This window comes from Kitasatospora sp. NPDC101157 (assembly GCF_044768255.1).
In the GTDB taxonomy this organism is placed as follows: Bacteria; Actinomycetota; Actinomycetes; order Streptomycetales; family Streptomycetaceae; genus Kitasatospora.
The window spans coordinates 24,224-47,539 of sequence record NZ_JBIWPL010000018.1 but is presented as its reverse complement, the minus strand read 5'-3'; the positions used below and the strand labels follow the sequence as shown (position 1 = coordinate 47,539).

The following is a 23,316-nucleotide window of genomic DNA, read 5'->3' as shown; positions in this document are numbered from 1 at the left end:
GATCAGGCCTCCGGGGCAAGCTGGGTTGTCTTTGTCAGGGGTACGTGCCGCTCCCCTGCGGGGAGCGAACGGGCCGTACGGTCGGTGCGGTCCGTGGTGAGGGTTCGGGGTGCCGCGGCGGGGCCGTCGGGGTCAGCGCCGGGCTCGCGGGGTTCGTGGTCGTGGGTCCGGTGGTCGGCGGGGGCGCCCCCGTCGAAGTCGTCGAGGTCGTCGGAGCCGTCGTCGCCGCCGAGGTCGTCCGCGCCGAGGTCCTCGTCGGCGGGCGCCCGGCCGGCCGGCAGGCGGACGGTGAAGGTCGAGCCCTGCCCCTCGACGCTCCACACCGAGACGGTGCCGCCGTGCGAGGCGGCGACGTGCTTGACGATGGACAGGCCGAGGCCGGTGCCGCCGGTCTGCCGGGAGCGGGCCGGGTCGACCCGGTAGAAGCGTTCGAAGACCCGCTCGCGGTCCTTCTCGGAGATGCCGATGCCCTGGTCGGTGACCGAGATCTCGATCAGCTCGCCGTCCGCCTCGCCGAGGGCCGCGGCGCTGGAGATCCGGCGGGTCGCGATGGCCACCCGGGTGCGGGGCGGGCTGTAGTTGACGGCGTTCTCCACCAGGTTGCCGAGCGCGGCGGCGAGCTGGCCGCGGTTGCCGTGCAGGTAGAGCCCGGCGATGCCACCGGCCGCGATCAGGATCTGCTTGGCGGCGGCCTGCTGGCGGCAGCGGTCGATCGCCTCGGCGATCAGCTCGTCCACCGCGACCGGCTCCGGGTCGACCATCAGCCGGTCGTCCTGGACCCGGGAGAGGTCGATGATCTCCTGCACCAGGCTGGCCAGGCGGGTCGCCTCGACCTGCATCCGGCCGGCGAAGCGCTGCACCGCCTCCGGGTCGTCGGCCGCGTCGGCGACCGCCTCGGAGAGCAGCGACAGGGCGCCGACCGGGGTCTTGAGCTCGTGGCTGACGTTGGCCACGAAGTCCCGGCGGACGGCCTCCACCCGGCGGCGCTCGGTCTGGTCCTCGACCAGCACCAGCACCAGCCGGGAGCCCAGCGGGGCGACCCGGACGGAGACCGCGAGCGGCTCGGCCGCGCGGGCCGCACCGGGGCGGGGCACCTCCAGTTCCACCTGCCGGATCTCGCCGTCCCGGCGGGTGGCGCGGGCCAGGGCGAGCATCTGGTCCACGGCGACGGCACCGCCGCGCACCAGGCCCATCGCGTACGCCGCGGAGCTGGCCTTGACCACCTCGTCACCCTCGCCCAGCACGATCGCGCAGGAGCGGAGCACGGAGAGTACGGTGTCGACCCCCGGCGGCAGCGGGGGCTCCGGGGTGCCGGTGCCGGCGCCGAGCGCCTGGTACCGGCCGTACTGCTTGCCACTGGTGTGCCTGCCCCTGGCCTGCTCGCGCTCGCTCCAGCGGAAGGCGATGGAGGCGGTGAGGCCGACGCCGAGCCCGGCTATGGCGCAGGCAGCGGCAGCGGCCACGTTCACGTCCATGTGGCCAGCGTAAGCGCACGGCCACACCACTCCCCAAGGCCTGGATCAAGGCATCGACCACGCGTTGCCGAGAATTCACCTCCACGTGGCTGCTGATTCACCCCGGCGGCCGTGCACCGTCGCCCGGACGGCACAGAGTTGGCCATGCAGCCCGTGTGGGAGAGACCGGTGCGCCGAACAGCGGCCAAGGTCTCGGTGTGCGCGTACCATTCGCGCCACCAGCAGCGGTCGCCCGAACGCCGGAACGACGGTCGGACGGGCTGACCGGTCGGCACCGCCACCGACACAGCTACTGAGGAGAGAACATGCGCGACGCGTACCACGAGGAACTCGATGCGATCGGCGACAGCCTGATCGAGATGGCCCGGCTGGTCGGCTCCGCCCTGGGCCGGGCCACCACCGCTCTCCTCGACGCGGACCTGGCGCTGGCGGAGGGCGTGATCGCCGCCGACGAGAAGATCAACGACCTCCACCACGAGCTGGAGAACCGGGCCATCGACCTGCTCGCCCGCCAGCAGCCCGTCGCCACCGACCTGCGGATCGTGGTCACCTCGCTGCGGATGAGCGCCGACCTGGAGCGCTGCGGCGACCTCGCCCGGCACGTCGCCAAGGTGGCGCGGATGCGCTACCCCGAGTCGGCCGTGCCCGCCGACCTGCAGTCCACCGTCCTGGAGATGGGCCAGCTCGCCCAGCGCCTGGTGGCCAAGGCGGGCCTGGTGATCGCCACCAAGGACGTCGACAAGGCCCTGGAGATGGAGCAGGACGACGACCGGATCGACGCCCTGCACCGCGAGTTGCTGTCGCACCTGATCGACGAGCGGTGGCACCACGGCATCGAGACCGCCGTCGACATCACCCTGGTCGGGCGCTACTACGAGCGTTTCGCGGACCACGCGGTGTCGGTCGCCAAGCGCGTGGTGTACCTGGTGACGGGCGAGCACGTGGCCGAGTTCGTGGCCGCCACCGAGGCGGCGGAGGCCTCCGCGGCGGAGTGACGGCCGGGCGGAGCGGCGGCCGGGGTGGGGCGACGGCCGGGGTGGAGTGACCGTCGCTCATCCCCGGGAGTGAGTAAACCTGTGGCGAGGGTGGTGCGGACGCACGGTTCTCCGTACGTTCCACCCCTGCGCGCCCGTTGACGCTCCCGCCGAACGGCGGCTTCACTCAAGGGTGGGGCACTGCGGTGTGCCCGTCACTAGGAGGGAACAGCTCGATGAAGGCCAACCCGACCCGACCGGCAACCGCCCACGACACCGTCGAGCCGCCCGCCCCGAAGCTGTTGCCCGTCCTCGCGGCCGGCTGCGGCTGCGGCCCGGGCTGCGGCTGCGGCTGCCAGTCCGGCGCGCCCTGCCAGTGCGGCGGCATGGACGGCGGCTGCTGCGGCGGTCACTGAGGAAGCCCACCGCCACCGAACCACCGGGCGGCCCGGGGGTGCACGGCTGTGCACCCCCGGGCCGCCCGTGCGGTCGGCGGATCAGAACCGCACGTCGGTGCAGGAGTAGAAGGCGTTCCCGGTGTCGGCGATCGTCCAGACCGCGACGACCACCTGGTGCCCGGTTCGCCCGCCGGGGACGGTCGCGGTGTGGCTGAGCGTGCTGGGCACCTGTGCCCCGCCGTACGGGACGACCAGGAAGGGCGTCAGGTCGAGGTTGGCCCGGGTGATCGGCTGGGAGGCGTCGTAACCCGGCTTGGTCAGGTAGTACCTGAAGTCGGTGGTCGCGTGCCTCGCGGTGAACCTCCAGGTGAAGGTGAGCTGCTGGCCCGCCGTCACCGAGGTGGTCGGCCAGGCTCCACCGTGCGGGTCGTCCAGCTCGGCGAAACGGGAGTTGCCGCCGGCGCAGATGGTGCCGTCGGACGGCCCGCCGGAGGGGAAGCCCTTCGGGCCCTCGACGCTCTGTGGCTCCCACTGGATGTCGCCGCAGTCCCACGGGACGGCGCTCGCGTCCGCGTCGCAGAGCGCGGCCCGACTGGGCGGCGTGGTGATGTAGCCGTGGGACTGGGCCGGGACGGCCAGGGTGAGCGGGATCGCGAGCGCGGCGACGGCCGCGCCGACCAGATGACGTGTGCGCATGGTGCTCCTCCGTGGGGGTGGATGGAGAGTGCGCCGGGGCACAGACGCGCGCGCGTGGGGGTGCGGCGGCCCGGGGCACGGGGGATCCCTTGGCATGCCTGCGTCGGCCCGGTGCCCTCACGGTAGGAGCCGGCGCCACCACCCGTCAATGGTCTGAACCATTCTGGACTCCGCCTGGGCCCGCCCACCCGCAGGACCCCAACTCCTCCTCCCTGCAGTCGGGTTGAACGCCGAAGGCCCCGCCCCCGGCGAACCGGGTGCGGGGCCCTGAGACCTCGGGGGTTACTTCTTGCCCTGGTTCTTGACCGCCTCGATGGCCGCGGCGGCGGCGTCGGCGTCGAGGTAGCGGCCGCCCTTGGCGACCGGCTTGAAGTCGGCGTCGAGCTCGTAGACGAGCGGGATGCCGGTCGGGATGTTCAGGCCGGCGATGTCCGCGTCGGAGATGCCGTCGAGGTGCTTGACCAGCGCGCGCAGGCTGTTGCCGTGGGCGGTGACCAGGACGGTCTTGCCGGCGGCGAGGTCCGGGACGATGGCGTCGTACCAGTACGGGAGCATCCGCTCGACGACGTCCTTCAGGCACTCGGTGCGCGGACGCAGCTCGCTCGGGATCTCCGCGTAGCGGGCGTCACCGGCCTGCGAGTACTCGGCGTCGTCGGCCAGCACCGGCGGCGGGGTGTCGTAGGAGCGGCGCCACAGCTGGAACTGCTCCTCGCCGAACTCGGCCAGGGTCTGGGCCTTGTCCTTGCCCTGCAGCGCGCCGTAGTGCCGCTCGTTCAGGCGCCAGCTGCGGCTGACCGGGATCCAGTGGCGGTCGGCCTTGTCCAGGGCGATCTGCGAGGTGCGGATGGCGCGGCGCAGCAGCGAGGTGTGCACCACGTCGGGGAACAGGCCCTCGGCGGCCAGGAGCTCGCCACCGCGGGCGGCCTCCTTCTCGCCCTTCTCGTTGAGGTCGACGTCGACCCAACCGGTGAACAGGTTCTTCTGGTTCCACTGGCTCTCGCCGTGGCGGAGCAGGATGAGTCGGTACGTCGTGTCAGCCATGGCCCCCAGCTTAGTGGAGGGCCGGAAAACCCCTGGTGGGGACCTTGGACGGCTGGGTAACCTGTGCGGCGGCTATCTGCCTCTTACCCACGTCGGCTGACCGGGCCTGCCCGCGCCGCTCAGCGGACGCCTGCCCTCGGGAGCCCCCACATGCTCGTCGCCCCGGCCGCCAACCCCCGGATCCGAAAACTGGTGCGCGAGACCGTGGGCGGGTTGCCGCCGCAGTTCTGGTGGCTCTGGGTGAGCACCCTGGTGAACCGGCTCGGGTCCTTCGTCGTCACCTTCCTGGCCCTCTACCTGACCGCCGAGCGGGGGTACTCGGCGTCCTACGCGGGCCTGGTGGCCTCGCTGTTCGGCGCCGGTTCGGCGGTCTCGGCGGTCGGCGCCGGGGTGCTGACCGACCGGATCGGGCGCCGCCCGACGCTGGTCGCCGCCCAGCTCGGCACCGCGGCGTCCACCGCCGTGCTCGGCTTCGTGGACGGCCGGCTGGCGATCGCCGTGGTGGCCTTCCTGGTCGGCCTGTGCAACAACGCCACCCGGCCGCCCACCTCGGCGATCATCGCCGACCTCGTCCCGGCCGAGGACCGGGTCCGGGCGTACTCGCTGAACTACTGGGCGATCAACATCGGCTTCGGGCTCTCCGCCGCCGCGGCCGGTCTGATCGCCACCCACGGCTACCTCACGCTCTTCCTGCTGGACGCCCTCACCACCCTGGTCTGCGCGGTGGTGATCTTCGTCCGGATCCCGGAGACCAGGCCGCAGGCCGCGCCCGGCCAGGACGCGGAGGGGACCGAGGAGGGGACCAGCCTGGTCACCGTGCTCCGGGACGGCCCCTTCATGGCGCTGGTCGGGCTGACCCTGCTGGTCGCCCTGGTCTTCCAGCAGGGCAGCACCACCCTGGCCGTGGACATGGGCGCCTCCGGTGTCACGTCCACCGGGTACGGGCTGGTCATCGGCCTGAACGGGCTGCTGATCGTGGTGCTGCAGATCCCGCTGACCCGGTGGCTGGAGGGCCGCTCGCGGACCGCGATGCTGATCGCCAGCTGCCTGCTCACCGGCTGGGGCTTCGGGCTGGCCGCGCTGGCCGGGTCCTCGGCCTGGCTGTTCGCGCTGTCGGTGGCGGTCTGGACGGTCGGCGAGATCCTCCACACCCCGGTGATGATGGGCCTGGTCAGCGAGCTGGCGCCGACCCACGGGCGAGGCCGCTACCAGGGCGTCTACTCGCTGTCCTGGTCGCTCGCCTCGCTGCTCGGCCCGGCGGGCGGCGGGCTGCTGCTGCAGTACTCCGGGCCGGCGGTGCTGTGGTCGGTCTGCGGCGTGATCGGGACGGCCGCCGCGCTCGGCTACGTGGTGCTGGCCCGTCGCACGGGTGCGACGGGGCGCCGTCCGGCGGCGGTGATCGAGGTGGCAGCACCTGCGCAGGAAGCCGAAAGGGCCCCGTCGGGCGCCTGAGCGCGCCCGGCCGGGTCAGTCGGCGGCCGGGAGCCCGTCCGGAGCGGCCGGGGCCGGTCCGTCGGCGGCCGGCGCGGACAGGTGGGCGAAGGCGGCCAGGTTGCGGGTGGACTCCCCGCGCTTGGTACGCCACTCCCACTCGCGCCGGATCGCCGAGGCGAAGCCCAGCTCCAGCAGGGTGTTGAAGGGCTCGTCGGCGTTCTCCAGGACCGTCCCGAGCAGTCGGTCGACGGCGTCCGGGGTGAGCGCCTCCAGCGGCAGACGGCCGGCCAGGTAGACGTCGCCGAGCGCGTCGATCGCGTACGCGACGCCGTAGAGGCGGGTGTTGCGCTCCAGCAGCCAGCGGTAGACGGCCTCGTGGTTCTCGTCCGGGCGGCGGATCACGAAGGCGTTCACCGACAGGGTGTGGTCGCCGACCCGCAGGGCGCAGGCGGTGTTCAGCTTGCGGGTGCCCGGGAGGGTCGCCACCAGCGTGTACGGGTCGGCGGCGGCCGGCTCCCAGGCCACCCCGGCGTCGTCCAGGGCGGTGCGCAGCAGGGTCAGGGCCTCGTCCTTGGTGCGGATTGCCATGGGGGTGACGTTACTCGGCAGTACCCGGTGAGCGCAGCCGGCGTCTCCCACCGGCCGCGGGGATCAGCGGCGCAGTGCCCCGGCCAGTCGGCCGGCCGGACGGGCCAGGCTGCCGGCGTACACCTCGGCGGTGGTCGCCGCGGCCGTGTCCCAGCCGAAGGCGGCCGCGTGCCGGGCCGCCGCCGCACCGCGACGGGCCACCAGGGCCGGGTCGGTGACGTACGGCTCCAGCGCGTGCGACCAGTCCAGCGGGTCGTGGCCGTGCACCAGGGTGCCGGACTCGCCGTCCCGCACCGCGACCGGCAGGCCGCCGACCGAGGCCGCCACCACCGGGGTGCCGCAGGCCTGGGCCTCCAGCGCCACCAGCCCGAAGGACTCGCTGTACGAGGGCATCACCAGGGCCGTCGCCGCGCGGTACCAGTCCGCCAGCCGGGTCTGGCCGACCGGCGGGTGGAAGCGCACCACGTCGCCGATGCCCAGCTGGGCGGCGAGCTTGTGCAGGCTCTCCGGCCGGGCCAGCCCGGTGCCGGACGGCCCGCCGACCACCGGCACCACCAGGCGCTCGCGCAGCTCCGGACGGCGCTCCAGCAGAGCGGCGACCGCCCGCAGCAGCACGTCCGGCGCCTTCAACGGCTGGATCCGCCCGGCGAACAGCAGCACCGCGGCGTCCTGCGGCAGGCCGAGGCGGTCCCGGGCCTCGGCCGAGGACCCGGGGCCGCCGGGACGGAAGACGTCCAGGTTCACGCCGGGGTGGACGACGGCCAGCTGGTCCGGCCGGGCGGCGTAGTGCAGTGCCAGCTCGGCGGCCTCCTCGGTGGTGTTGGCGATCAGCCGGTCCGCCGCCTCGACCACCTGGGTCTCGCCGATCACCCGGGCCGCGGGCTCGGGCGTGTCGCCCTCGGCCAGCGCGGCGTTCTTGACCTTCGCCATGGTGTGCATGGTGTGCACCAGCGGCACCCCCCAACGCTGGGCGGCCAGCCAGCCGACCTGTCCGGAGAGCCAGTAGTGCGAGTGCACCAGGTCGTAGTGGCCGGGGCGGTGGCCCGCCTCGGTCCGCAGCACCCCGTGGGTGAAGGCGCACAGCTGGGCCGGCAGGTCCTCCTTGACCAGGCCCTCGTACGGCCCGGCGGTGACGTGCCGGACCAGTACGCCCGGCGCCAGCTCGACCGTCGGCGCGTCGTCCGAGCAGATCGCCCGGGTGAACACCTCGACCTCGATGTTGAGTTCGGCCAGGCGCTTGGCCAGCTCGACGATGTAGACGTTCATCCCGCCCGCGTCCCCGGTGCCGGGCTGGTGCAGCGGCGAGGTGTGCACGCTGAGCATGGCTATTCGGCGCGGGCGGCGGCGGCCCGGGACGAGCGCCTGGAGCCGGCCGCGCGCGGGGGCGGCGGACTGGGCACGGCGTACCGAACGGACGGGGTGCTGGATCACCTGGCTGAAGCCTCCTCGTGTGCGGCCCGTCTCGGCGGGTCCGCGTGAACGCCACCACATGTCCGGTGTGCGCTGCCCCGTCCCGGGCACACATCACCACCAGTGTGCCAACCACTCGGCGGTGGCCCGGCATTCCCGGTCCGGGCGATCGGCCGGCCGGCCGGGCATCCGCCCAGGTCGGAGCGCGGTCCGGCCGGGTCCGCAGCCGCCGACTACCCTTCTGGGCATGGCTGCCTCCTTCGACCCCGCGACCGCCGCGCCCGCCCGCGGACGGACCGGACGGCCGGTGGGGACGGTCACCCGGGGCACCACCAACACCAACCGGCTGCGCCGGATGGACCGCTGGATCGCCCACACCCTGGGCCGGGCGCTGCGCGCCGCCGAACGGCCGCCGGTCGCGGTCGACCTGGGCTACGGCGCGGCGCCGTGGACGGCCGTGGAGCTGGCCGGACGGCTGCGCACGGTGCGGCCGGACGTCCGGGTGGTCGGGATCGAGATCGAGCCGGAGCGGGTCGCGGCCGCCCTGCCGTACGCCGAGCCGCCGCTGCTCACCTTCCGGCGCGGTGGCTTCGAGGTGCCGCTGGACGGCGGCGGGCCGGCCCAGCTGATCCGGGCGGCCAACGTGCTGCGGCAGTACGACGAGTCGGCGGTGGCCGGGGTGTGGGAGCGGCTGTGCTCCCGGCTCGCCCCGGACGGGCTGCTGGTCGAGGGCACCTGCGACGAGATCGGGCGGCGGCACGTCTGGGTCGCGCTCGGGCCCGAGGGGCCCCGGACGGTGACCTTCGCGGCCCGGCTGGGCGGTCTCGGCCAGCCCTCCGATTTGGCCGAACGGCTGCCGAAGGCGCTGATCCACCACAACGTGCCGGGGCGGCCGGTGCACGCCTTCCTGACCGACTTCGACCGGGCCTGGGCGGCGGCCGCGCCGTACGGGGCGTTCGGGGCGCGGCAGCGCTGGGTGGCGGCGTGCACGGCGCTGGCGGGCAGCTGGCCGCTGGTGGACGCGCGGGGGCGGTGGCGACAGGGCGAGGTCACACTGCCCTGGACGGCGCTCGCGCCGTAGCGGGCCCGCCTCCGGGGGCGCGCCGGGGCGGTCGTCCACCCGCGCGCTGGTGCGACACGATGCATTCACTCGAACGAGTTATCGAATATCTCTGGCGTGTTGACGCCTCGTCACGCCACGATGGAAGCCGCCGAGCGGCGACACCACACGCCGCTCGGTGCCGCCGTGCCCAGCCACGGGCAGCACCGGCAGCACCCCGCAGCACCCCGCAGCAGTCCGTCCTCAGCCCTCCGGCCCGAGCAGCTCCTCCCGGGCCCGTTCGAACACCCGGTACATCTCCGCCCCGAACAGCACGAACCGCGCCTCCGCCAGCTCCGCGCCCGCGCGCGCGTCACCGCCGTCCAGCACCCCGGCGACGGTGCCCAGCGCGATCCGGGCCGCGTCCGCCGGCGGCCAGCCGAAGATCCCGGCCGACACGGCCGGGAAGGCCACCGTGCGCGCGCCCAACTCGGCCGCCGCACGCAGCGACTCCCGATAGCAGGAGGCCAGCAGCCCAGCCCGCTCCTCGTACTCCTCCGCCAGGTAGACCGGCCCCACGGTGTGCACCACCCACCGGGCCGGCAGCCGCCCGGCCGTCGTCGCCACCGCCCGCCCGACGGGCAGCCCCTTGCCCCAGTGCGAGGCCCGCAGCCGGCGGCACTCCGCCAGGATCTCCGGCCCGCCCCTGCGGTGGATCGCGCCGTCCACCCCGCCCCCGCCCAGCAGGGACGAATTGGCGGCGTTCACCACCGCGTCCACCCGCTGTTCCGTGATGTCACCCTCGACGAGGGTGATCCGCGTCACCATCTCCCAGCCCCTTCCCCGGACCCGCCCGGCAGCCGCCGGGCCTGGATCCGAGCCGTCGTCCGAATCCGATCACCGCACCGCCACCGGCGTGGCAATAACCACAACGGCGCCGGTCGGCCAGAGAAATCCCCGGAGATCACGTTATGGTCGCGAGAAGTTCCCCGACGCACGGTGCCAGGCGGGCACTGCGGACGGACGCCGGCCGTTACGCAGTCGGGGAAAGGGAGGAACCACCGATGCCCGCAACGGGAGACGGGCGGGCACCTGGTGCCGCGGACCTGCCGGGCGCCCATGACGGCGCCCCCGTCGGCCATGCCCGCAACCGCCCGACGACCGGCCCGGCCACGGCCACTGCCCCGATACCCCACCCCCGCTCACAGCCGGTCCGGACCGCGCACGGCACCCGCCACCCCGCGCACCTCGCCGAGGCGGGAAGCCTTCCGGCAGCCGGTGACGGCCCCGCCGACGGCAGCGCGCCGCTGCGACTGCTGGTCATCGAGGACGACGCCTCGGACGCCCAGCTGATCAAGGCGGCAGTCGCCGACAGCGGCACCTCGATCGAGATCCACTGGGCCCGCGGCCTCGAACAGGCCACCCAACTGCTCGCCCAGGCCTCCCCCGCCACCCGGCGAGGGCGCTCCCGCGGCAACGAGTTCGGCTGCGTGCTGCTCGACCTGGCCTCCCCGGCCGACCTGCCGCACCCCTCCGACCCCTCGGACGGCCTGGAAGGCCTGCACGAACTGCTCCGCCGCGCCCCGCACATCCCCGTGGTGGTGCTCACCGACGCCGCCGGGGCCGAACTCGGCGCCGCCGCCGTCGCCGCCGGCGCCCAGGACTTCCTGCTCAAGCACGAGACGGACGGACCGCTGCTGGCCCGCGCACTGCGCTACGCCGTCGAACGCAAGCGCGCCGACGAGTCCCAGCGCCGCCTGGTCGAGGCCGAGTTGCGCGGCCAGGAGAACGCCCGACTGCAGCGCCACCTGCTGCCCACCCCGCTGCTGGACGGCGCCGGGCTCTCCTTCACCCGCCGCTACCGCCCCGGCCGCCGCCGCGCCCTGCTCGGCGGCGACTTCTACGACGCCGTGCGCACCGACGACGGCACCGTCCACGTCGTGATCGGCGACGTCTGCGGCCACGGCCCGGACGAGGCCGCGCTCGGCGTCGCACTCCGGATAGCGTGGCGCACCCTGGTCTTCGCCGGCCTCACCGGCGAAACCCTGCTCACCACCCTCCAGCACGTGCTGGAGCACGAACGGCGCAGCGACGAGATCTTCGCGACGCTCTGCATGGTCGTCATCGAACCCGGCACCGACACCGACCTCGGCCCGCGCGGCACCGCCGAGCGCGCCCGGCTGTACCTCGCCGGGCACCCGGCGCCGCTGCTCCTCGGGCGCGACCACGCCCCGGTCACCCTGCCCTCCGAGTTCGCGGGGCCCGCGCTCGGCCTGCTGCCGTGCCACGACGGCCAGGCCGCCTGGCCCGCCCACGAGGTCGAACTCCAGCCCGGCTGGCGGCTGTTGCTCTACACCGACGGGCTGATCGAGGGCCGGGTCGGCGCCGGGTCGCGCCGCCTCGGACAGGACGGGCTGGCCGACCTGATCGCCGACCACCAGTCCGCCGGGCTCACCCGGGGACGGCTGGTCGACAGCGCGATCGCCGAGGTCGAGGAGCTGAACGGTGGCGCGCTGACCGACGACGTCGCGGTGCTGCTGCTGGAGCGCAACCCCGTACAACTGCTCCTCGGCTGAGCCGGGGAGCAGAAAGGCCGCGGCCCGGCGGGTGAACTCCCGCCCGGGCCGCGGCCTTCGTCCGTCCGGGTGCCCTACCAGGGGCCGTACGGGCCGGTGTTGCTCCGGCCGCCCCGGCCGCTGCCGCCGGTCAGGGCCCGGATCGCGGGGCGGACGTCCACCACGTAGACGATCGAGGCGACCAGGCCGGCCAGGGTGCCGATGCTGCCGAGGAAGTTCGCCCCGAACAGCAGGTCCCAGCCGAAGCTGATCCCGAGGACGGCCAGCCAGAAGCCCTTGGTCTTCTTGTCGGCCGCCCGGTAGGCGTCCTCCCGGCGGGTGGCCGCGTCGACCAGCGCGAAGAACTTGTAGCCCAGGATCGCGACGGCCATCCACCAGAAGGGGTTCAGGTAGGAAAAGGCCAGGATCTGGAACACTCCGGTCATCGCGGTCTCCTACGTCTCTCGGCTTGCTGCGCCCCGGCCGCCGCCCATCCTGGCACGGCGGCCGCTCGCACGGTGTGAACGTCCCGCCGTCACCGGATGTGCCCCGGTCCGGCGGGACCAGTCACTCGGAGCCGTTGACGCCGCCCTTCCGGGCCTTGGCGGACTTCTTCGGCGCGGGGGCCTCGGCGTCGTCCACCAGCTCGGCGTCGTCCACCAGCTCGGCGTCGTCCAGCAGCCCGGCGTCGTCCAGCAGCCCGGCCCGGACGGGCCCGCCGGTGGGGGCCACGGCCTCGGTGGCCGGGACTTGCTGGGGGCGGGCCTTGTCCACCACGACCTTGCCGCGCTCGGCCAGCTCGTCGTACGTCTCCTTGGCCCGGACGGCCAGCTCCAGCGCACGGGCCACCTGCTGCAGGGCGAAGCCCTGGGCCCGCTCCTGCAGGACCTTGAGGTCCGTGGGGAGGGCGGTGACGGCCTCGGTGACCTTGGCCGGCGCCCCGGCCAGCAGCTCCTGCGCCTCCTGCAGCCTGGCGGTCGCCTTCTCCTGTGCGCCCTGGCGGTCCGCTGCCAGCGCCTCGACCCGGCCCGGGACCTCGCGCAGCTTCTCGTACGCGAGGTCCCCCGCGCCGGCCAGGGCGTAGAGCGGGGTGGGGTCGGTGAGGGTCTTCTTGATGTCGTCGGTGATCGGCATGGTTACCGGTCCTCCCGGGGGGTGTTCTGGGTGGCCTCGCCGTCGGTCATGGGGATGGCGGCCGAGGCGGCGTTCTCCTTGAGGAAGGCGTCGTAGACCGCGAGCAGCGCCTGCTTCTGCTGCTCGTTGATCAGCGGATCGGCCAGGATCGAGGCCCGCAGCTCCAGGCCCTCACCCCGCCGCTCCTCCAGGATCCCGGCCTGGACGTACAGCGTCTCCGCCGAGATCCGCAGCGCCTTGGCGATCTGCTGCAGGATCTCCGCGCTCGGCTTGCGCAGCCCGCGCTCGATCTGGCTGAGGTACGGGTTGGACACACCTGCGGCCTCCGCCAGCTGCCGCAGCGAGTACTGCGCGTTGCGACGCTGCTCCCGGATGTACTCGCCCAGCGAGCCGACGTTGAGTGAGGCCATGCGGACAGCCTGCAACACCCTGCTTGCAATTGCAAGCAGGGTGCTAGCGAGTGCAAACCCGGCGCGGCGGGCCGGACCGGGTGACCTGCTCGGGCGAGTCGCAGAGACCACCGGGACGGCACGGGGACGACGACGAGGCCCGTGCGGTGGTCGTCACGCTGCTTCGGGGAGGCGGATGGGCATCAGGACGGAGAAGGTGCCCGTTCGGCCGGGGGTGCGGATGGCGAGCGGGGTGATCGGGCCGCCGAGTTCGAGCAGGAGTTGTCCGGGGTGGCCGGCGCGCAGGGCGTCGAGGAGGAAGTCGCGGTTGACGGCCACCTGGTAGTCCTCGGGGTTGAGGTCGTCGGCGACGGCGAGGCGGCCGTCCTCGGTGAGGGTCAGCACGGTGACCTGGCAGTCGGTGCCCAGAGGGCCGGAGGGAAGGGTGCGGGTGGCGCCGGACTCGACGGCGGCGCGCAGTTCGGCGGCGGGCAGGGTGATCCGGTGCTGGGGGTCGAGCCGGGTCAGGGTGCGGTGGTCGGGGTAGTCGAGGTCTACCGCCGTGCCCTCGATGCGGTGGTCGGGAGTCCCGGCGCGGAAGGTGCCGGCACCCAGGGTGAGGGTGACCTCGGTCGGGTCGGCGGGCAGGAGTGCGCGCAGGGCGTCGACCAGGGCGGTCGGGACGGTCGTGCCGGCGGTCGGCTGCTGGGGCGCACCGAGGGCGGGCAGCTCGGCGAGGGCCATCCGGTAGCGGTCGGTGGCGACCAGGCGCAGCACCGGGCCGTCCGGTTCGAACAGCACCCCGGCGAGGGAGGGCAGTTCCGGGTCTTCGCAGACCGCGAAGCGGACCGCGTCCAGGGCGGCGGCCAGGCCGTCGGCGCGGACGGTGAGGCGCAGGTCGGCGGGGGTCGTGGTCATCGGGTGCTCCCTCTGTTCGATCATCGTGCGGATCAGGGAGAGTTCGCGGCGGGCGTCGGACAGGCCGTCCTCCAGCCGGCGCAGGTGGGCGTCGAGGACGCGCTGGGCCTCGCCGCTGCCGGGGGCGGCGGCGAGGACGGTGCGGATCGCCGTCAGCGGCAGGCCGACCCGGCGCAGCCGGGCCAGTAGGCGGGCGTCGGCGAGTTGGCCGGGCCGGTACCAGCGGTAGCCGGTCCGCGGGTCGACCCGGGCGGGGGTGAGCACCTCGGCGCCGTCGTAGTAGCGCAGGGTGCCGACGCCCAGGCCGCTGGCACGGGCCAGTTCGCCGATGCTGTGCAGCTCGCTCTCCATGCCGGTGACTCTCGGGGCTCGACCTGGTCGAGGGTCAAGCCAGGTGGGCGAGCTTGTGCGGGTTGCGGACGGCCCGGATCTCGGAGACCAGCGGGGTGCCGTCCGGTCCCTCGGTGAATTCGAGCACGGAGACGGAGTCGAGAGCGCCGTCGACGGTGATCAGCAGGCCGGGTTGGCCGTTGACCAGGACCGGACGGGCGCCCACGCCCTCGCCCAGCTTGCGGAGCAGGCCGAGCAGGAAGCGGGCGACGTTGTCTGCGCCGGTGACCGGCCGCACCGCGGCGGTGATCACGCCGCCGCCGTCGCTCCAGGTGGTGACGTCGGGCGCGAGCAGGGCGAGCACCCGGTTGAGGTCGCCGCCGACGCAGGCCGCCAGGAACTCGTCGGTGGCCCGGCGGCGCAGCTCGGGCGGGGCGTCGAAGCGGGGCCGGCGGGCGCGCACATGCGCCCTGGCCCGGCTGCCGACCTGACGGCAGGCGGCCTCGGTGCGGTCCAGCACCTCGGCGATCTCCTGGTAGGAGAAGCCGAAGGCCTCCTTGAGGACGAACACCGCCCGTTCCAGCGGGGAGAGGCTCTCCAGCACCACCAGCAGTGCCAGCGAGACGGTTTCGGCGCGCTCCACGCCGTCGGTCGCGTCCGGCTCGGTGACCAGGGGTTCGGGCAGCCAGGGGCCGACGTAGGACTCGCGGCGGTGGGCGGCGGAGTCGAGGCGGTTGAGGGCGAGGTTGGTGACCGTACGGGCCAGGTAGCCGCCGGGGCTGGCGACCGGGCCGGTGACCTGGCTCCAGCGCAGCCAGGTGTCCTGGACGAGGTCCTCGGCGTCGGCGACGCTGCCGAGCATCCGGTAGGCGATGCCGAAGACCGTCCGACGGTGTTGTTCGAAGTCGGCGAGCCGGGTGTCGGAGGTGTCGGCGGTGTCGGTCACGGTCGGGACGCTACCGCACGGCAGGGGGCTGTTCTAGGAACGGAAGGTGTCGTAGGCGGGGGCCAGGAGGGCGGCGAGGTCGCGGCCGTGGACGGTGATGCCGGAGCGGCCGAGGCGGTTCAGTGAGGGTTCGGCCGGTTCCTCGTCGGGGGTCTTCAGGGTGAAGTCGCCGCGCCAGTAGGCGGCGACGTTGACCGTCTCGGGCCTCGGTCGTTCGGTCACGCGTCCTCCTCGGCCACGGCGTCCTCGCGGGTGAGGGCGACCAGTTCGCGCAGTGCCTCGACCGGCAGGTCGGTGAGCCAGTGCTCCCCCTCGCCCACCACGGTTTCGGCCAACGAGCGTTTGGCGGTGAGGAGTTCGTCGATCCGCTCCTCGACGGTGCCGACGCAGACCAGGCGGCGGACCTGGACGTCGCGGCGCTGGCCGATCCGGAAGGCGCGGTCGGTGGCCTGCTCCTCGACCGCCGGGTTCCACCAACGGTCCAGGTGGATCACCTGGTTGGCGGCGGTCAGGTTGAGGCCGGTCCCGCCGGCCCGCAGCGAGAGCAGGAACACCCGCGGCCCGTCCGGGGACTGGAAGCGCTGGACGAGCTCCTCGCGGCGGGCGCGCGGGACGCCGCCGTGGAGGTACAGCACCTCTTCGCCGAGCCGGCGCTCCAGGTACGGGCGGAGCATCGTGCCGAACTCGGCGTACTGGGTGAAGACCAGGGTGCGGTCACCCTCGGCCAGCGCCTCCTCCAGCAGTTCGGCGAGCCGGGCGACCTTGCCCGAGCGCTCGCCCAACGGCGAGCCGTCGTGCAGCAGTTGGGCGGGGTGGTTGCAGACCTGCTTGAGCTTGCCGATCGCCGCCAGCACCGTGCCGCGCCGCTCCACGCCCCGGATGCCCTCGACCCGCTGGAGCAGGTCGGCGACCACCGCCTGGTAGAGGCCGGCCTGTTCGGCGGTGAGGTTGCACCAGACGGTCATCTCCTGCTTGGCGGGCAGCTCGGCCGCCACCGCCGGGTCCGACTTGAGCCGGCGCAGCACGAACGGGGCGGTGCGGCGCCGAAGTTCGGCGGTCCGCTCGGGGTTGCGGTGGACTTCGACCGGGATCGCGTAGCGCTCCTTGAAGCGCTCGGCCGGGCCGAGCAGGCCGGGGTTGGCGAAGTCCAGGACGGCGTGGAGTTCGGCGAGCCGGTTCTCCACCGGGGTACCGGTGAGGGCGATCCGGTGCCGGGTGACGGGCAGCGCGCGGATCGCCCGGGACTGGGCGGTGCCGCTGTTCTTGATGTGCTGCGCCTCGTCGGCGACCACCCGGCGCCAGCGGATGGCGCGCAGTGCGGCGAGGTCGCGCTGGACCAGTCCGTAGGTCGTGATGACCAGGTCCACGCCCCTGACGGCGTCGGCGAGTTGCCCGGCGCCGAGGCGCCCGGTGCCGTGGTGGACGTGGCGGCGCAGGGCGGGGGCGAAGCGCTCGGTCTCGCGTTGCCAGTTGCAGACCAGGGACATCGGGCAGACGAGGAGGGTGGGTCCGGTCGCGCCGTCGTGCTTCTCGGCGGCGAGCAGGGCGAGGGTCTGGACGGTCTTGCCGAGGCCCATGTCGTCGGCCAGGACGGCGCCGAGGCCGAGTCCGGACATGGTCCTGAGCCAGGCGAGTCCGCGCCGCTGGTAGGGGCGCAGTTCGGCGCGGAAGTCCGGTGGGAGCGCCGTCTCCACGGGTGCGTTACCGGCGCCGCCGGCGAGCAGCTCGCCGAGCGCGCCGTCGACCCGGACCCCGGTGACCGGCAGCCCGGCGACCGTCGCCTCGGGGTCGAGGGCGAGTCGCAGCAGGTCGGCGGCGGCCAGCAGGCCGTCGCGCTGTTGGGTGAGGAAGGCGAGGGCGGCGGCGATCTGGGCGGGGTCGGCCTCCAGCCAGGTGCCCCGGACGCGCACCAGTCCCTGTTTGGCGGCGGCGAGTTCGGCGAGTTCCTGTTCGGTGAGCGGGATGCCGTCCGGGCCGATCGCGGCCTGCCAGCGGAAGGCGACCACGGCGTCCCGGTCGACCTGGCTGGTGACGGACAGGGTGCCGGGTGCGGGCGGGGTGGTGGCGCGCAGGGCGAGCCCGAGCCGGGGGCGGCGGCGCCACCAGGCGGGCAGCAGCACGCCGAAACCGGCCGCGGCCAGGGCGGGCGCGGCGGTGCGCAGGAAGTCGAGGGCGCCGGTCCGGTCGAGCGGCAGGGCGGACGGGCGGGAGCGGTGGCGAAGCCCGTCCAGGGCGGGCCAGCGGTGGGCGGCGCGGGCGAGTTCGGCGGCCAGGACCTCGGCCGGGTCGGCGGGCCCGTCCGCCGGGGCCTGCGGGCGCCGGGTGGTTCTGCGGGCGAGGGCGGCGTACGCCGCGCCGCCCTCGTGGAGGTCGGCGGCGCGGACCAGCAGGGAGGGCTCGTCGACGGCCTGGAGCAGGAACTCCAGCTGCCAGGCGTCGTCGGAGGGGCGGCCCTCGGGGTCGTCGTCGTCGGGGCCGAGCGGTTCGACCAGGCGGAGGCAGAGCCGCAGCGCGGGGTCGGCGGGCTCGGCGGTGGCGTACCAGTCGGTGATCCGGCGGCGCAGCTCGGCGATGTCACCGGGTGGGGCGTCGACCTCGCCGGTGGGGGTGGTGAGGGCGTGCAGCCAGCGGTCGGCGGCCGTGCCGCCGGTGTCCGGGAAGGGCGTGTCGGCCAGGGCGGCGCGGGCCTCGGCGTCCACCAGTGCGCCCAGGGCGGCTTCGAGCAGCGCCTCGCCGGTCGGCGCGCCGGCGGGCCGTTCGCCGAGCAGGACGGGCGGGCAGCCCGCCGCGAGTGCGGCGGCCTCCCGGCGCCCGGTCGGGGTGGGGTCGGGCCGCCAGCGGGCCCGGGGGCGGCCGTCGGCCAGGACGGGCAGCGGCAGCACCCGGCCCCGGCCGACCGTGCGCCAGGCGAGGTCGTGCACCCCGGTGAGCCAGCGCAGGGAGGGGCCGTAGACCACCTCGACCCGGCCGGTGCCCGGCAGGTCGGTGTCGGTGACGGCCCAGTGCGGGTCGTGGACCTCGCCGAGCAGTTGGGCGGCGGCCCCGGCGTCGAAGAGGAGTGCGGGCACCCGCCAGGGGGTGAGGACGGCGCCGCCGCGCGGCGGGGTGACCGGCAGATCGGGTGAGGGGGCGGGCAGGGCACCCACGGTGGGCAGCAGCAGGGTGGCCCAGCGTTCGGGGGCCCGTCCGGCGAGCCAGCCGAGGCCGGGGCCGATGCCGCCGAGAACGGCGGCCAGGCTCCCGGCCGGGCAGGCGAAGGGGTGGGCGCGCGGGGCGGGCCGGTCCGGGTGGGGTTCGGCGGAGCCGTGTGCGCGGGCGTCCTCGGCCCACAGGGCCAGCCGTCCGTCCGACCGCCAGAGCGCGTGCAGGACGAACATGGGGGCCTTCCGGGGCTGGTCGGACTGTTCCTCGCAGCCTAGCCGGGTGGTCCGACAGTGACCGTCGGGCCGGGCGCGGGGCCGTTCGGGCGGTCCAGGAGAAGTGCCGGGGAGATGTGGTTGAAACTTGAACGAAAGCGTCGTACGCTGGAGCCGAGAAGTTGAAGCCTAAACAACTGGCTTCGAACCCGAGGAGGAGCCATGGGCCTGTTCAACCGCACCAAGACCACCACCGCCACCGCCGTCCGGCCCTCGGCCGGCCCCGACCTGTCGCACCTGACCGGCGACTGGACCGTCGACGCCATGCACAGCGAGATCGGCTTCTCGGTCCGCCACGCGATGGTCACCAACGTCAAGGGCCGCTTCACCGAGTACGACGGCAAGCTGCACCTGGACGGCGCCACGCCCGGCAACTCCTCGGCCGACCTGGTGATCAAGGTCGCCAGCATCGACACCAACCAGGCCCAGCGCGACGAGCACCTGCGCACCGGCGACTTCTTCGCCGCCGAGACCTACCCGGAGATCCGCTTCCGCAGCACCTCCACCGAGGCGGTCGGCGAGGACTCCTACCGGATGACCGGTGAGCTCACCATCAAGGACACCACCCGCCCGGTCGTCCTGGACCTGGAGTACACCGGCAGCGCCACCGACGCCTACGGCGCCGAGCGGGTCGGCTTCGAGGGCAAGGCGGTCGTGGACCGCACGGACTTCGGCCTGACCTACAACGCGGCCCTGGAGACCGGCGGCGTGCTGATCGGCGAGAAGGTCAAGCTCAGCTTCGACATCTCCGCCGTCAAGGCGGCCTGACCCGGCCGTCCGCCGGCCGCGTCCACCGAACCCACCGCCCCTGCCTATCCCCCCGAGGCAGGGGCGGTGCCTTGCGCGGCGGCAACCAGTTCCGCGTCCGCCGCGGGCAGCCAGCTGCCCGCCGGGCGGATCAACCAGCCCTCGGCCGCGCCGAGTTCGCGCGCCGCGGCGGCCAGCGCAGTCAGCCCCGGATGGCGCTCGCCGGGCCGGTGCACCAGGCTCACCAGGCACAGCGGCACCGGCTCCACCAGCGGCACGTTCACCGATCCCGGGATCTTCGGCCCGCCGACCGTGGTCAGCATCGGGTCGCCGTGCCGGGCCAGGTAGCGGGCGGTCTCGTCCAGGCCCACCGGCGGGACGTACGGCTCGGCCGCGGCCAGGCCGTGCTCGCGCAGCAGCCGGGCGCCGAGGTCGGCCCACTCGGTGGTCGCCGGGTTGCCCGCGCAGATGTCGACGGGGTGACCGGCCAGTTCGGCCGGCCGCAGCACCGGGCGGTCGGCCAGCGGGTGGCTGTCCGCCATCATCACCGAGATCCGCTCCAACCGCACCGGCAGCTGGTCGAGTTGGCCGCGCACCGGGACGGGCAGACCGGCGAAGCGGCCGAACGAGGCGTCCAGCCGGTGCGCCAGCAGCTCGGCGGCGGCCGCGGCCAGACCGCCGTGGAAGCGGGCCAGCAGCTCTCCCTCCGGCCAGGCGGCACGGGCCCGTTGGAGCACCCGGTCGGCGGTGAGGTCCGGGCCGGTGACGTCGCTGTTGAGGTCGAGCAGCAGCGGCCGGGCGGCCCTCGCGCCCGCTCCGGCCTCGGCGAGGATCTCGTCGTGGAGCGCGAGCAGCCCGCGCGCCCTGGGCAGCAACCTCCGCCCGGCCGGGGTGAGTTCGACACTGCGGGTGGTCCGGGTGAACAGTGCGTCGCCGAGCAGCCCCTCCAGCGTGCGGACGTCCCGGCTGAGCGCCTGCTGGGCGACGTACAGCCGCTCGGCGGCCCGGCCGAAGTGCAGGGTCTCGGCGGTCGCGACGAAGCCGCGGAGCAGACGGGGGTGCAGGTCACGGGGCATGGACGAGAGATTAACAACAAGCTGTTGTGAGTGTGGCGAAACAGGTGTTGGACGCCCGCCCTGCGGCGCGCGGAGGCTTGGCACATCCCCCTTCCGCCCTGCGTCCCAGGAGCCCGATTGCCCCCGCGCGCCCTCCTCGCCTCCTACCGCCGGCTCGCGGCGCCCGGCGCCACCGCCTTCACCCTGGCCGGGCTGCTCGGCCGGCTCGCACTGTCGATGAACGGCGTCTCCCTGGTGGTGCTGCTCGCGGAACGGCGCGGCTCCTACGCGCTGGCCGGGACGGTCTCGGCGGCCGGGCTGGTCACCGGCGCGATCGGAATGCCGCTGCTCGGGCGCCTGGTGGACCGGTACGGGCAGTCGCGCGTCGCGGTACCGGCCGCGCTGTACAACGCCCTGCCCCTCCTCGCCCTGCTGCTCTGCGTCCGGCTCGGAGCACCGGACTGGACGCTGTACGCCTGCTGGGCCGCCTGCGCGGCCGCGCCGAACCTCGGCGGCATGGCCCGGGCCCGCTGGGCGCACCTCCACCGGGACGACCAGGCCGCCCGGCACCTGGCCAACTCCTTCGAACAGGCGCTGGACGAACTCTGCTTCATGGCCGGGCCGGTGCTCGCGATGCTGCTCTGCACCACGCTCGCCCCGGAGACCGGGCTGCTCGCCTCCGGCGTCCTCGGCACCACCGGCGCCCTGCTGTTCGCCGCCCAGCGGCGCACCGAACCACCGCTGCCCGTCCGGGTGCCGGACGGCCGGCGGCACGGCTCCCCGCTGCGGGTGCCCGGGCTGCGGGTACTGGTGCTGACCTTCCTCGCCACCGGCATGGTCTTCGGCGCGACCGAGATCACCACCGTCGCCTACGCCGACTCGCTCGGCCACAAGGCGGCGGCCGGCGGGCTGCTGGGCCTGGTCGCGGCCGGATCCTGCGTGGCCGGGCTGTTGTTCGGGCTGCTGACGCCGCGTCGGGCGCCGGGGGTGCGCTTCCTCGTAGGGGCCGCCGCGATGGCCGGGGTCCTGCTGCTGCCGCTCGCCGCCGGACTCGGCGGGGCCGGGCTCGCGGTGCTCGGCGCGGTGCTGTTCGCGGCCGGCACGGCCACCGCGCCGACCATGGTGACCGGCATGACGCTGGTCCAGGAGCTGCTGCCGCAGCGGCAGTTCAACGAGGGGATGGCGGTGGCGGTGTCCGGCATCGTGGTCGGCATCTCGGCCGGGGCGGCGATCGCCGGAACGGTCGCCGAGCACGCCGCGCCCGGCACCGGCTACGCCCTGCCCGCCGGCGCCGCCGCGCTCGCCCTGCTGATCGCCCTGGCCGGGCGGCGCCACCTGCGCCCGGCGCGTGACGCGGTCGGGGCGGGCAACGCGGCCGGGGCGGGCAACGCGGCCGGGGCGGCCGGGGCGCGGGAAAATGCCGAGCGGGTTGTCAGTGCCTCCGTCTAACTTCTAGGCATGGCGGAAATCACCTACGTCCGAGGCGATGCCACCACGCCCCGTGGCAAGGGCGTGAAGGTGATCGCGCACGTCTGCAACGATCTGGGCGGCTGGGGAAAGGGCTTCGTGCTCGCTCTCTCCAGACGCTGGCCCGAGCCCGAGGCCGCGTTCCGACGCTGGCACCGGGAGCGGGCGAAGAACGACTTCGGTCTCGGCGCCCTGCAAATGGTGCAGGTCGAGCCCTACGTCTGGGTGGCCAACCTGGTCGGCCAGCGCGGCATCCGGACCGGCCGCTCCACCGGAGTGCCGGTGCGGTACGAGGCCATCGACACCGGGCTGGCCACCCTCGCCGAGCACGCGCTCGAACTCGGCGCCTCCGTCCACATGCCGCGGATCGGCTGCGGACTGGCGGGCGGGCGCTGGCCGAAGGTCGAACCGCTGGTGGCGGAGCGACTGACGGCGCGCGGCGTGCCGGTGACCGTCTACGACGTCGACTGAGCCGGCCGAACCGGTCGGGTCCGTCGGGTCGGTCGGGTCGGTCGGGTCGGTCAATCCTGCCGGACCGGTTGATCCGGACGAGTCGAGTCGACCGCGGCCGCGCCCGGCGCTGACCCGGGCCCGGCCGGCCAGGCGTACACGTACTCGGGCAGCCGGTACCCGCCCGGGAACACGCCTTCCTGCGCCCTGATCCGCACACCGCCCTCGCGCTCGTAGAAGGCGATCGCGCGGGTGTTGGCGCTCAGCACCTCCAGGTACAGCTCGGCACCGGGGTGCCGCGCGGCGACCTCGGCGCGGGCTGCCGCCAGCAGCTCCCGGCCGATCCCACCGCCGGTGAGGCCCGGGCGGACGTGCAGGTTGTCCACCAGCACCCCGCCGTCGGGCTGCGGCACCAGGTACACGAACCCGGCCGGCTCTCCGGCCCGTTCGGCGATCAGCAACACGGGCGTGTTCTCCGGCGTCCCGTAGTCCACCGTCAGGCGCAGTTGCCACAACTCGCGCCGCTGGACGGCCAGTCCGTCCCCGAGCGCTTCGTCGGGGACGATCCCGCGGTAACTGCTGCACCAGCTCTCGGTGTGCAGGTCCGCGATGCGCACGGCGTCCCGCTCTTCGCCGTGCCGAATGGTGATCCGCCCTGATCCGGTCATGTGACGAGCCTCCCACAGAGATGGAGTTGAACATGTTCAACCGCAACGTCTACAGTTCTGCCAAGCTTTTGAACGCGTTCGAAATCGGGGGGGCGGTGGGCGTGGTACCGGATGCGGAGGGGGCATCCGGTGCCACGAGCACCGACAGCACCGACACCGGGTGGAACGTCGTCTCCGGCTAGGCTC

The 23,316-nt window shown here is 74.3% G+C and carries 24 protein-coding genes; 9 read left to right on the top strand and 15 right to left on the bottom strand.

Annotated features, from left to right (window positions below):
- Positions 1 to 2: 2 nt before the first annotated feature.
- Positions 3 to 1,475: a sensor histidine kinase gene (locus ACIRVF_RS29105; protein WP_402824075.1), complete on the bottom strand. Its 1,473-nt coding sequence runs from the start codon at positions 1,473 to 1,475 to the stop codon at positions 3 to 5.
- Between the two features lie 305 nt (positions 1,476 to 1,780).
- Here ACIRVF_RS29105 and phoU point away from each other — a divergent pair, with 305 nt between their 5' ends.
- Together phoU and ACIRVF_RS29095 are read left to right on the top strand one after the other, a co-directional pair.
- Positions 1,781 to 2,470, top strand: a complete 690-nt coding sequence (gene phoU, locus ACIRVF_RS29100) for a phosphate signaling complex protein PhoU (protein ID WP_402824073.1) — start codon at positions 1,781 to 1,783, stop codon at positions 2,468 to 2,470.
- Between the two features lie 215 nt (positions 2,471 to 2,685).
- The gene (locus tag ACIRVF_RS29095) at positions 2,686 to 2,865 is read left to right on the top strand and encodes a hypothetical protein (RefSeq protein ID WP_402824070.1); all 180 of its coding nucleotides are present in this window, start codon (positions 2,686 to 2,688) and stop codon (positions 2,863 to 2,865) included.
- Between the two features lie 81 nt (positions 2,866 to 2,946).
- On the opposite strand, the gene ACIRVF_RS29090 is transcribed toward ACIRVF_RS29095, so the two are convergent.
- Positions 2,947 to 3,543 carry a lytic polysaccharide monooxygenase gene (locus ACIRVF_RS29090; protein WP_402824067.1) on the bottom strand — a complete coding sequence of 199 codons (597 nt, stop codon included), beginning with the start codon at positions 3,541 to 3,543 and terminating at the stop codon, positions 2,947 to 2,949.
- Positions 3,544 to 3,825: 282 nt separating this feature from the next.
- Positions 3,826 to 4,584 carry a phosphoglyceromutase gene (locus ACIRVF_RS29085; RefSeq protein ID WP_396244075.1) on the bottom strand — a complete coding sequence of 253 codons (759 nt, stop codon included), beginning with the start codon at positions 4,582 to 4,584 and terminating at the stop codon, positions 3,826 to 3,828.
- 150 nt (positions 4,585 to 4,734) lie between these two features.
- Between ACIRVF_RS29085 and ACIRVF_RS29080 the strand changes: the two genes are divergently transcribed.
- A complete protein-coding gene (locus ACIRVF_RS29080; RefSeq protein ID WP_402824064.1) occupies positions 4,735 to 6,036 on the top strand; it encodes an MDR family MFS transporter in 1,302 nt (433 codons plus the stop codon).
- Positions 6,037 to 6,051: 15 nt separating this feature from the next.
- On the opposite strand, the gene ACIRVF_RS29075 is transcribed toward ACIRVF_RS29080, so the two are convergent.
- A complete protein-coding gene (locus tag ACIRVF_RS29075; protein ID WP_402824061.1) occupies positions 6,052 to 6,606 on the bottom strand; it encodes a YbjN domain-containing protein in 555 nt (184 codons plus the stop codon).
- 63 nt (positions 6,607 to 6,669) lie between these two features.
- A complete protein-coding gene (gene mshA, locus ACIRVF_RS29070) occupies positions 6,670 to 8,034 on the bottom strand; it encodes a D-inositol-3-phosphate glycosyltransferase (protein ID WP_402824402.1) in 1,365 nt (454 codons plus the stop codon).
- Between the two features lie 229 nt (positions 8,035 to 8,263).
- Between mshA and ACIRVF_RS29065 the strand changes: the two genes are divergently transcribed.
- On the top strand, positions 8,264 to 9,097 hold the full coding sequence (locus ACIRVF_RS29065) for a class I SAM-dependent methyltransferase (protein ID WP_402824058.1): 834 nt from the start codon (positions 8,264 to 8,266) through the stop codon (positions 9,095 to 9,097).
- 222 nt (positions 9,098 to 9,319) lie between these two features.
- Here ACIRVF_RS29065 and ACIRVF_RS29060 read toward each other — a convergent pair whose 3' ends face one another.
- A complete protein-coding gene (locus ACIRVF_RS29060) occupies positions 9,320 to 9,880 on the bottom strand; it encodes an O-acetyl-ADP-ribose deacetylase (RefSeq protein WP_402824399.1) in 561 nt (186 codons plus the stop codon).
- 239 nt (positions 9,881 to 10,119) lie between these two features.
- On the opposite strand from ACIRVF_RS29060, the gene ACIRVF_RS29055 reads away from it, so the two are divergent.
- Positions 10,120 to 11,631 (top strand): SpoIIE family protein phosphatase, encoded by a 1,512-nt coding sequence (locus ACIRVF_RS29055; protein WP_402824055.1) that lies wholly within the window; start codon positions 10,120 to 10,122, stop codon positions 11,629 to 11,631.
- A 74-nt stretch (positions 11,632 to 11,705) separates the two neighbouring features.
- On the opposite strand, the gene ACIRVF_RS29050 is transcribed toward ACIRVF_RS29055, so the two are convergent.
- From ACIRVF_RS29050 to ACIRVF_RS29020, 7 genes are all read right to left on the bottom strand, one after another.
- Positions 11,706 to 12,056: a DUF2516 family protein gene (locus ACIRVF_RS29050; protein ID WP_046387329.1), complete on the bottom strand. Its 351-nt coding sequence runs from the start codon at positions 12,054 to 12,056 to the stop codon at positions 11,706 to 11,708.
- Positions 12,057 to 12,177: 121 nt separating this feature from the next.
- Positions 12,178 to 12,744: a hypothetical protein gene (locus ACIRVF_RS29045; protein WP_402824052.1), complete on the bottom strand. Its 567-nt coding sequence runs from the start codon at positions 12,742 to 12,744 to the stop codon at positions 12,178 to 12,180.
- Positions 12,745 to 12,746: 2 nt separating this feature from the next.
- The gene (locus ACIRVF_RS29040; protein WP_402824049.1) at positions 12,747 to 13,154 is read right to left on the bottom strand and encodes a helix-turn-helix domain-containing protein; all 408 of its coding nucleotides are present in this window, start codon (positions 13,152 to 13,154) and stop codon (positions 12,747 to 12,749) included.
- Between the two features lie 153 nt (positions 13,155 to 13,307).
- Complete coding sequence (locus tag ACIRVF_RS29035; RefSeq protein WP_402824046.1) at positions 13,308 to 14,402, bottom strand: MerR family transcriptional regulator; 1,095 nt, start codon at positions 14,400 to 14,402, stop codon at positions 13,308 to 13,310.
- A 34-nt stretch (positions 14,403 to 14,436) separates the two neighbouring features.
- Positions 14,437 to 15,327 carry an RNA polymerase sigma-70 factor gene (locus ACIRVF_RS29030; protein ID WP_402824043.1) on the bottom strand — a complete coding sequence of 297 codons (891 nt, stop codon included), beginning with the start codon at positions 15,325 to 15,327 and terminating at the stop codon, positions 14,437 to 14,439.
- Positions 15,328 to 15,360: 33 nt separating this feature from the next.
- Positions 15,361 to 15,549 carry a hypothetical protein gene (locus ACIRVF_RS29025; protein ID WP_402824040.1) on the bottom strand — a complete coding sequence of 63 codons (189 nt, stop codon included), beginning with the start codon at positions 15,547 to 15,549 and terminating at the stop codon, positions 15,361 to 15,363.
- Positions 15,546 to 18,704 (bottom strand): DEAD/DEAH box helicase, encoded by a 3,159-nt coding sequence (locus ACIRVF_RS29020; RefSeq protein ID WP_402824037.1) that lies wholly within the window; start codon positions 18,702 to 18,704, stop codon positions 15,546 to 15,548. The genes ACIRVF_RS29025 and ACIRVF_RS29020 overlap by 4 nt, the downstream gene beginning before the upstream one ends.
- A 201-nt stretch (positions 18,705 to 18,905) precedes the next feature.
- Between ACIRVF_RS29020 and ACIRVF_RS29015 the strand changes: the two genes are divergently transcribed.
- Positions 18,906 to 19,511 (top strand): YceI family protein, encoded by a 606-nt coding sequence (locus tag ACIRVF_RS29015; protein ID WP_402824034.1) that lies wholly within the window; start codon positions 18,906 to 18,908, stop codon positions 19,509 to 19,511.
- Positions 19,512 to 19,555: 44 nt separating this feature from the next.
- Here the strand turns inward: ACIRVF_RS29015 and ACIRVF_RS29010 are convergent, their stop codons facing one another.
- Positions 19,556 to 20,566 carry a LysR family transcriptional regulator gene (locus ACIRVF_RS29010; RefSeq protein ID WP_402824031.1) on the bottom strand — a complete coding sequence of 337 codons (1,011 nt, stop codon included), beginning with the start codon at positions 20,564 to 20,566 and terminating at the stop codon, positions 19,556 to 19,558.
- A gap of 117 nt (positions 20,567 to 20,683) precedes the next feature.
- On the opposite strand from ACIRVF_RS29010, the gene ACIRVF_RS29005 reads away from it, so the two are divergent.
- Both ACIRVF_RS29005 and ACIRVF_RS29000 read left to right on the top strand, forming a co-directional pair.
- Positions 20,684 to 21,994 (top strand): MFS transporter, encoded by a 1,311-nt coding sequence (locus ACIRVF_RS29005; RefSeq protein ID WP_402824028.1) that lies wholly within the window; start codon positions 20,684 to 20,686, stop codon positions 21,992 to 21,994.
- A gap of 9 nt (positions 21,995 to 22,003) precedes the next feature.
- The gene (locus tag ACIRVF_RS29000; protein WP_402824025.1) at positions 22,004 to 22,483 is read left to right on the top strand and encodes a macro domain-containing protein; all 480 of its coding nucleotides are present in this window, start codon (positions 22,004 to 22,006) and stop codon (positions 22,481 to 22,483) included.
- 50 nt (positions 22,484 to 22,533) lie between these two features.
- Here the strand turns inward: ACIRVF_RS29000 and ACIRVF_RS28995 are convergent, their stop codons facing one another.
- A complete protein-coding gene (locus ACIRVF_RS28995; RefSeq protein ID WP_402824022.1) occupies positions 22,534 to 23,130 on the bottom strand; it encodes a GNAT family N-acetyltransferase in 597 nt (198 codons plus the stop codon).
- Between the two features lie 32 nt (positions 23,131 to 23,162).
- On the opposite strand from ACIRVF_RS28995, the gene ACIRVF_RS28990 reads away from it, so the two are divergent.
- Positions 23,163 to 23,312 carry a hypothetical protein gene (locus ACIRVF_RS28990; protein WP_402824019.1) on the top strand — a complete coding sequence of 50 codons (150 nt, stop codon included), beginning with the start codon at positions 23,163 to 23,165 and terminating at the stop codon, positions 23,310 to 23,312.
- The last annotated feature ends 4 nt before the right edge of the window (positions 23,313 to 23,316 follow it).